This window comes from Peptoniphilus sp., assembly GCF_034090345.1.
In the GTDB taxonomy this organism is placed as follows: Bacteria; Bacillota; Clostridia; order Tissierellales; family Peptoniphilaceae; genus Peptoniphilus.
In genome coordinates this window covers 1-2,116 of the sequence record NZ_JAXDSS010000051.1, presented here as the reverse complement: position 1 = coordinate 2,116, position 2,116 = coordinate 1, and the positions used below count along the sequence as shown (strand labels likewise).

General features: G+C 29.3%; 5 protein-coding genes. 2 read left to right on the top strand and 3 right to left on the bottom strand.

Annotation, left to right across the window (positions count from 1 at the left end; translation table 11 throughout):
* Together SOR77_RS04275 and SOR77_RS04270 are read right to left on the bottom strand one after the other, a co-directional pair.
* A partial coding sequence (locus tag SOR77_RS04275) for a hypothetical protein (RefSeq protein ID WP_320635945.1) occupies positions 1-453 on the bottom strand: 453 nt, incomplete at its 3' end.
* Positions 454-502: 49 nt separating this feature from the next.
* Complete coding sequence (locus SOR77_RS04270) at positions 503-853, bottom strand: helix-turn-helix domain-containing protein (protein ID WP_320635944.1); 351 nt, start codon at positions 851-853, stop codon at positions 503-505.
* 164 nt (positions 854-1,017) lie between these two features.
* Here SOR77_RS04270 and SOR77_RS04265 point away from each other — a divergent pair, with 164 nt between their 5' ends.
* Positions 1,018-1,224, top strand: coding sequence for a helix-turn-helix transcriptional regulator (locus SOR77_RS04265; RefSeq protein WP_320635943.1), 207 nt, complete (start codon positions 1,018-1,020; stop codon positions 1,222-1,224).
* Positions 1,225-1,392: 168 nt separating this feature from the next.
* Here the strand turns inward: SOR77_RS04265 and SOR77_RS04260 are convergent, their stop codons facing one another.
* Positions 1,393-1,740, bottom strand: a complete 348-nt coding sequence (locus tag SOR77_RS04260) for a hypothetical protein (RefSeq protein WP_084230665.1) — start codon at positions 1,738-1,740, stop codon at positions 1,393-1,395.
* Between the two features lie 106 nt (positions 1,741-1,846).
* Between SOR77_RS04260 and SOR77_RS04255 the strand changes: the two genes are divergently transcribed.
* On the top strand, positions 1,847-2,116 hold a 270-nt coding region (locus SOR77_RS04255; protein ID WP_320635942.1), incomplete at its 3' end, for a helix-turn-helix transcriptional regulator.

The following is a 2,116-nucleotide window of genomic DNA, read 5'->3' as shown; positions in this document are numbered from 1 at the left end:
GAAAGATAAGAATATCTTCTTTTTATCATGTGTTATAAATCTCATCAAAGAAACATTAGGCAAACCATCAGTTCCTATTAAGCTTAAACTATCAAAATTTGATATTTGATTTTTAGAATAAATAAGAGGGAAATCTCCTACTTCCGGGATATTATATACTTTATTAAAGAAAATAATTAATTCCAAATAGAATTTATGAAATAATTCTTCATCAAGCTCATATTTTTCTATTTCTTCATCAGTTGTAGTAAATTCTGAAGAATATATGTTTAATAGCTTTTTAAAAGCAGCTATATCTAACTTAAATAAGTTTAAAGAAATCTCATTGATAAATATTATGTCAAATACATCATTTTTATCAAACGAATCAATATAAGATATAGCTTTATTAAATATATTTATATCATTTTTATAAATTTGATATAAATCAAATATTTTGTCTTTATCTTCCATAATATTTCCTCCTAAATATTTAATTTATTTTAAAACAAGCCCTTAAAAATTACTTTTTCTCCAAGCTATCAATAAAAAGTTGTGCCATTTCTAGCATTTTCTTTTTACCTTCTTCTGTTAGTTCTTTGTTTGCTCTTCTTAGCATTTTTAAACCTTCTGGAAATTCTTCTTCTAAATTATCATCTTTTTTTACTGATGTATTTTTGACATTTGAATTTCCGAGCAGGTAATCTGTTGTGACGTTGAAGTAGCGGGCCATAGTTATAGCTTCATCATCCTTAATTGGTCTATTCCCACTTTCTATACGAGAAAGTACACTATCATTTATATTAACTTTTTTAGCAAATTCTTTTTGAGTTAAACCTAAATTAACTCTTAATTCTGCTACTCTATTTCCCAAAGTATCACTTCCTTTGTCATTTTGACAATTTGATTATAACATAATGCTAAAACAGAAAAATATATTTTGCTAAAATCACAAAAATAATATTGACGATGCTAAAATAGCAAGCTATAATACATTTAAAGAGTTGCTAAAATAGCAAATAAAAAGGTGGTGAAAAAATGTTAAAACAATTAAATTTAGAAAGAATAAAAGAAAGAAGAGTTGAAAAAGGAATTTCAACAACTCAAATGGCTAATATTCTTGGATTTAAAGACCCATCAACATATTGGAATTATGAAAATGGGAAGTATAGGTTTAAAGCAGATATGCTTCCGATTTTAGCGAACACTTTAAACTGTGAGATAGAATATTTTTTTAATCATTAATTTGCTATTTTAGCAAATCGGAGTAAGGGGATGGGCATATGAGTAATGATCAATTTAATATACAAGTCGAAAGACTAGAAAGTTTTATAAACAATTTGGGTGAAAATGATAAAAAAATGATTCACCTGCTCCAACAGGTGAATCAAAATTTAGAAGAATTAATGAATATTAATCAATTTCTCCTAAAAACCCTATTGGTCTTTTTGATTTCTCGAAATCCTGTTCTTTGTAAACAGTTAAATCCATATTTAACGAGTTTATATGAATCAATTTTCGAACCTGATTTCCTTGAGAATCTATGCAATAAAAGATAAGTATGTGAGGATTGTGATATCCAATATCTGTTATTGCTAGGTTATCGATAGTGGCTAGCATGTGTTCGTCTGAATTAATTTCAGATAATAAATCGTTAATTTGAGATTGAATTCTTTTATACATTCCACTAGCCATATCAGCAGTTGTTAAGTCAGACAAGCTGGATAAGTCAGGGAAGTTAAGCGTATCGATTCTGTCCATTTATAATCACCTCCTTTAGGCGATTATATCTAAAGTGTACAGGTTGTGGTAGTTAGAAAAAATAGGGATTAATTGTATATAGGTGTTGTTTTTATAGGGGGTGAGTATGGGAAGGGATTGTAAGAGTTCAAGAGATAATAAGTATTTTAAGGCTCGTATTGAGGCTAGTGGGTATAATGAAAAACTTAAAAGTCGTGAGGGTGCTGCTGAAATGCTAGGGATTCATCCTAGTACATTGGCTGATTATGAGCTTGGTATTGTGAAGTGTCCTCAGCCGGACAAGGTAGTTTTAATGGCGGACCTTTACAATGCTCCGGAGCTGCTTAATAGGTATTGCACTGATGAATGTCCTATTGGGTGTAGTTGTGTTGATAGA

Bases quoted from the DNA above. Each gene is read 5' to 3' on its own strand.
- SOR77_RS04265 (WP_320635943.1), top strand. From the start codon at position 1,018: ATGTTAAAACAATTAAATTTAGAAAGAATAAAAGAAAGAAGAGTTGAA.
- SOR77_RS04260 (WP_084230665.1), bottom strand. From the start codon at position 1,740: ATGGACAGAATCGATACGCTTAACTTCCCTGACTTATCCAGCTTGTCT.